This is a genomic window from Robinsoniella sp. (genome assembly GCF_034124845.1).
This window is the reverse complement of sequence record NZ_JAWYAJ010000100.1, coordinates 1-5,312: the sequence shown is the minus strand read 5'-3', so window position 1 is coordinate 5,312 and position 5,312 is coordinate 1. Positions and strand designations below refer to the sequence as shown.

Genomic DNA, 5,312 nt, shown 5'->3' with positions numbered 1-5,312 from the left:
TGCTGATCCAGTCCGATGGCATCCAGTCCAAGTCCCGTAGCCACTTTGCCAATTTTACTTCCAATTTCATAAAATTCTGCTGTAACCAGCTGCTCCTGATACCTTCCTGCCCGGATCAGCAGCTCTTCCTTATCCTCTTCTGCCCCTTCCTGATACAGCCTCTCCATTTTTTCTTCCATGGCATAGAGCTCTGCAAACGCCGTCTGAAGATACTCCACTATAGTCATATCCTGCCTGATCACCGCATACTGGTCAAGGTGGCCAATCTGAATCCCAGACTGCCACTTTACTTCTCCCTGGTCAGGCACAATCTCACCCAGCAAAATACTGATCAGGGTACTTTTTCCGGCCCCATTCTGTCCCACAACTCCAATGTGTTCCCCTTTAAATAAGTGAAACTCCGCATTCTGATACAATGCTTTTTCTGCAAAACTGTGTGTTAATTCTGTAACGTCTAATAAACTCATATCCATTCCTCTTTTCTAAATTAATAAATGCAAAAAACTTGATACCCGCACCAAAGCCAATTACCCTTGTGCTCTTTTCTAATTAATAAATACAAAAAAACAGAGAGACTGCACCTGTAAGGTACGGACCCTCTGTTTTGTCAACAAACTTTTTTTCTGCAAAACAAAAGGCCAAGGACAAAGCAAAATGTCCCTGGCCAAATCTATCATTTCTGTCTTCTGCCGGCAAATAAGTACGCAAACTAAGCATAGCCAAAAGCTACACCTTGCTAAACTTTATCCACCGATGAAGAACCGGGTTTAAACCCTCTGATTAACCTCTGCACAATGCTTCACCGTTTTCATTTCCAGTTGTACAGAGTTAAGCTTCTCGACTAGCTTTATGATTTTATTACTTATCATAATCATAATGAATTCCTTTCACAGACCATACCTCTTTGGAAGGATGGCATCTGTTTGTTCTATTGTATATATACCATATGAATTTGGGAGTGTCAATGAGTATTTAAAATTTGGTTAAAATTTTTCCGATAATATAAAAAAATATCTTGACGAATCCTGTCAGATCAGGTTATAATACCAAAGGTTGTTAAGTAATATATTCTTAAGCAATATGTTCTTAATAATATGCGGATATGGCGGAATTGGCAGACGCGCCAGATTTAGGTTCTGGTGGGAGACCGTGCAGGTTCAAGTCCTGTTATCCGCAGGATATGGAAAATGTGAGAATACCGTTGATTCCTTGTAGTTGGAGGGGTTGGCGGTGTTTTTGTTTTACTTGGAGGGTTGGGAATTAGCTAAAGTAATACGAAACGATCCCACCTGCCGGAATATTTGATAAAAAATCAGAAGCATTTATAGTTAAAACACGAGCAGCAATTGATTGATTTCACAAAAAACAATATAAGAAAAAATTTGACAAAACCCACCATCCATAATATACTAAAAGTGTATTATCAACTATGATAATATATTTGACTCATAGCCCAGATCCCACGTCTGGGCTATACCCGGTTGGTAAAAATCACTTTACCAAAAATTGTTAAAAAATTTTGTAAATTTGAATTGCATTATTTGCCAAAATGTGCTAAAGTACTATTGTATTAGCGAACAGCTAATATATTTCATAACTCACACTTCGCAGCCCCCACACGCTGCGAAGTACTCCCTAATAGCCGACACTGATTGTTAGGGCTGTTTTTTTATGCTTTTTTATAGAAAAATCACATATTGACATCCGACAAATGACTATATACAACTGGAAATGGAAATTCTTATCATTCTATGTTAAAATACCATATACTTTTATTCAGTGACTTGTCACAGCGCCACACTACATAAGGAGCTATTATCATGTCGGCAAAATTTAAAATTATCCTATCCATGGCTGTTTTTGGAACGCTGGGTATTTTTATTAAAAATATCCCTCTGTCTTCCGGAGAAATAGCCCTTTTCCGTGCTGTCATCGCAGCTTTTTCTATTTCACTGTATAAATTTGTAAAAAAAGAAAAGATCCCCTTTGCAGAAATTAGGAAGGATCTTCTGCTGCTGTTTTTCTCCGGAGCTGCAATGGGATTTAACTGGATCTTTTTGTTCCAGTCCTATCGCTATACAACGGTGTCTATTGCTACCCTGAGTTATTATTTTGCTCCGGTAATTGTTATGGCGGTATGCCCCATATTATTTCGTGAAAAACTAAGTCTCAGGCAAATTATATGTTTTGTAATGTCAACGCTTGGTCTGGTGTTTGTTATTGACCCGGGGAAGCTTTTACCGGGCAGCAATCATTTTATAGGAATCTGCTTTGGGCTTAGCGCCGCAGTGCTCTATGCCACTGTGATTATATTAAATAAACTGATTAAAAATGTAACCGGGATTGACCGCACTCTGATTCAGTTTTTTGCAGCAATTATCATTCTTTTTCCTTATGTCTGCCTTACAGACGGGATTCATTTGTCTGCAGCCGGAACCTTTGGAACCGTGAATTTGATGATTGTCGGCGTCGTACATACCGGAATTACATACTGCCTCTATTTTTCTTCTTTAAAAGATTTAAAAGGACAGGAAGCAGCAATTTTAAGCTATACTGATCCACTGGCAGCGATTATTGTATCCGTATCTTTTCTGGGTGAAACCATCAGTTTGACGCAGATATTGGGAGGCATACTTATTTTAGGTTTTACTTTACTGAATGAAACCAAAGCCCGTGTTTCGTAAATACCCGTTTTCCTTCAATGCTTCAATGCTGATTCGATTCGTTTCAATGCTTGCCCCAACTGACTTCTGGGAATTCCTGCATTGAGTCGAAAATAACCCTTGCCTGAACCAATGCTCCCCGGCCGATTGGATGAAAATGCGCTGGAAAACGGCAGCCGTTTCTATGCGCAGTATGCCCTTGATTGGCTGGAACATGTTTGAATCCGTCCAAATAAAAAAAGAAAAAAATGCAACCCCTGGCTTCCTATAACAAAGCCAGGGGCTGTAGACTTTTAATAACAGATTTCTATTACATTCTCAAGACCTTTTAAGTCCCTCTCAATCTTCTCTTTTAATTGAATGGCATCTTCAAAGGACACACCCTGTTCCTCACACCTTGCCATCAACATTCCATTTGAGATATTTAAATAGACCACAAAATCGCTTTCCATAACCACGGTTCCGAAAATGGGAAATCCCGCCTGGGTCTTAATCTTGCTTTTAACCAGTCTGTCCATTGCCTCCCCTGTTTCCGGTGTCCAGGGTGCCTGCATAACCTGCTCCATCTCTTCCTCTGACAATAAATAGCATATCGCTTCCGCCATGTTAACACAACTTCCAATATAACTGGCAAAGGAAGTTTTCCCGCAGCCGCTTGTCCCAACCACACAGATTCTTTTGTCCTCAAACCTTTGCAGGATACTGTTTAAAACGTCCGCTGCTTTATCACTTCCTACTTTTATTTTAACGAAATCACTGCTTTTTATGCCAACCGGATCATCCTCACCTGGAATGGCTATATATGCTCCATTCTTTCCTGCACAGTCTCTTAAAATCTCTTCTGTCGTCATATTTCCTCCATTTATTGACCCGTTGTCAGGTACTTTTTCCCGGTTTCAAAACAGCTGAAAAGCAATAATCCTCCCGATAACCAGGCTCTTCTATCATTTTCAGTACAATCTCGGCGGCTTTTCTGCCAAACACTTCCTTGGGATGAATTATCGTTGTGATCTGATTGCCCATGCCGGCATATTCCGTATCATCAAATCCAGTCACCGCCATATCCTCCGGAACCCGGATTCCTCTGTCCTCTAAAAACCGCATCAGATAAAAAGCAACCCGGTCATTATGGCATACCACTGCGGTACAATCCTTTATTTTTTCCCAGAGCCGGTGTCCCTGTTCCCCTGCAAATATTTCATTTTCCGTCTCACTGGTATACCAGATTACCCGCTCATTATTCACCGTCAGTTTCAAATTCAGCAATGCGCGCATATAACCTTCATATCGTCTCATACCAGTCTGCTCATCCATCTTACAGATTGCTCCGATATTCCGGTGCCCCTTATCAACCAGATGTTTTACCAGCAGTTCTCCTCCCCATCTGTCATCAACGGTGACGGCAGAAGCCGGATAGGGCGTATGCAGCGGCTGGGTAAACACTACCGGCAGCTGAGAAGTCAGTTTTTCATACAATCCGTCATTAATCACGGGCAGTGCAGACTTTACCGGCTCCATAATAACTCCCTGCACTCCCCCATCCAGAATGGTGTGCAGAAACTGTTCTTCCAACAGGATCTGCTGGGAGGATAAAAAAAGCTGCATTCCATAGCCCCTCTGATGTAACCCATCGTGAATTCCCTGTATCAGAAAAGGAAAAAGATAATCCCCGGTGCTGTTTACAAGCACGCCTATGCATCTGTGCTCCTTCCCTTCACTTCGTAAAGGAGGTCCCTGGATCTTCCTGGTTACATAGGTACCGCTGCCCTGTACTTTATACAACAATCCTTGATTTTCCAGTACCTTGATCGCCTGCCGGGCAGTCTGGCGGCTAACCGAGAACTTTACACATAATTCTTCCTCTCCCGGTATTTTCACCCCACCCGGATAATTTCCGGAATATATTTCATTCTTAAGCCAGTCTGCAACCTGGGAATATTTAAAATTTGCCATGAAAGCTCTCCTTGTAACATTTGTATTCCTATTATACAAGAGCCTGTTTAAAATTTCAATTCTTCATTCTGCTAGTCGGACTTTTCTAGTACTATAGTGAATGCTTAATTACTTACTGGTAAATAGCGGGAATGAATTTTCAAACACGCTCTTGTACCAAATCCGAATAATTCAATTTAGAAAGAATATAATAAATAAAAATATAAGATTTACGGAGAAAGGGGATTTATGCTAAATATCGGGTCACACCTGTCCTCTGCAAAAGGATTTTTACACCTTGGTAAAGATGCCTTAAAAATAGATGCCAACACATTTCAGTTCTTCCTGCGAAATCCCAGGGGCACACGGGCGAAAGCCATGAATCAGGAGGATGTGGATGGCCTGCGGAATTTTCTGGCGGAACATCACTTTGCTCCAATTGTTGCCCATGCTCCCTATACCTTAAATCCCTGTTCCTCGAATGCACATGTCCGGGACTTGGCTCAGGAGATGTTCCATGATGACCTGTTGCTTATGAAACAGCTTCCCGGCAATTACTATAACTTTCATCCCGGAAGCCATCTGGGTCAGGATATGGATACAGCGGTTTCCTTCATTTCTTCCATGTTAAACTGGGAGTTACAGCCGGGCCAGCCCACCATGGTCCTTTTGGAAACCATGTCCTGGAAATGAACGGAAGTAGGCAGAACGTTTCAG

Annotated in this window: 5 protein-coding genes and 1 tRNA gene; 3 read left to right on the top strand and 3 right to left on the bottom strand. The window is 41.5% G+C overall.

Translation table 11 applies throughout. The features are described from left to right. Positions 1–467 (bottom strand): ATP-binding cassette domain-containing protein (locus ACH2DQ_RS04955; protein ID WP_395025799.1); only part of this gene is annotated, 467 nt, incomplete at its 3' end. Between the two features lie 629 nt (positions 468–1,096). Here ACH2DQ_RS04955 and ACH2DQ_RS04950 point away from each other — a divergent pair. Together ACH2DQ_RS04950 and ACH2DQ_RS04945 are read left to right on the top strand one after the other, a co-directional pair. After that, a tRNA-Leu gene (locus ACH2DQ_RS04950) sits at positions 1,097–1,176 on the top strand. A 644-nt stretch (positions 1,177–1,820) separates the two neighbouring features. Next, a complete protein-coding gene (locus ACH2DQ_RS04945; RefSeq protein WP_394912335.1) occupies positions 1,821–2,684 on the top strand; it encodes a DMT family transporter in 864 nt (287 codons plus the stop codon). A 272-nt stretch (positions 2,685–2,956) separates the two neighbouring features. Here the strand turns inward: ACH2DQ_RS04945 and ACH2DQ_RS04940 are convergent, their stop codons facing one another. Together ACH2DQ_RS04940 and ACH2DQ_RS04935 are read right to left on the bottom strand one after the other, a co-directional pair. Continuing rightward, positions 2,957–3,514, bottom strand: coding sequence for a hypothetical protein (locus ACH2DQ_RS04940; RefSeq protein WP_394912336.1), 558 nt, complete (start codon positions 3,512–3,514; stop codon positions 2,957–2,959). Positions 3,515–3,539: 25 nt separating this feature from the next. Then, positions 3,540–4,616, bottom strand: coding sequence for a GntR family transcriptional regulator (locus ACH2DQ_RS04935; protein ID WP_394912337.1), 1,077 nt, complete (start codon positions 4,614–4,616; stop codon positions 3,540–3,542). Between the two features lie 228 nt (positions 4,617–4,844). Here ACH2DQ_RS04935 and ACH2DQ_RS04930 point away from each other — a divergent pair, with 228 nt between their 5' ends. Next, positions 4,845–5,288 (top strand): TIM barrel protein, encoded by a 444-nt coding sequence (locus ACH2DQ_RS04930; RefSeq protein WP_395025796.1) that lies wholly within the window; start codon positions 4,845–4,847, stop codon positions 5,286–5,288. Positions 5,289–5,312 lie beyond the last annotated feature (24 nt).